This is a genomic window from Cohnella baijiui, assembly GCF_020731285.1.
Lineage (GTDB): Bacteria > Bacillota > Bacilli > Paenibacillales > Paenibacillaceae > Cohnella.
This window is the reverse complement of sequence record NZ_JAJFOW010000519.1, coordinates 1-210: the sequence shown is the minus strand read 5'-3', so window position 1 is coordinate 210 and position 210 is coordinate 1. Positions and strand designations below refer to the sequence as shown.

1 tRNA gene is annotated in these 210 nt (G+C 56.7%); it reads left to right on the top strand.

What is annotated here, in order from left to right:
* Positions 1 to 72: 72 nt before the first annotated feature.
* Positions 73 to 148: transfer RNA gene (locus LKX83_RS33625), tRNA-Thr, on the top strand.
* The last annotated feature ends 62 nt before the right edge of the window (positions 149 to 210 follow it).

Sequence of the window (210 nt, the reverse complement as noted above, 5' to 3'; positions counted from 1 at the left end):
CGCCGATGGTACTTGGACCGCAGGGTCCTGGGAGAGTAGGACGCCGCCAGGCCGGAAAGCTGACATTTATATGCTCTCATAGCTCAGTCGGTAGAGTGCATCCATGGTAAGGATGAGGTCACCGGTTCGATCCCGGTTGAGAGCTCCATGTATCTCGGCCCGTTGGTCAAGGGGTTAAGACACCTCCCTTTCACGGAGGTAACAGGGGTT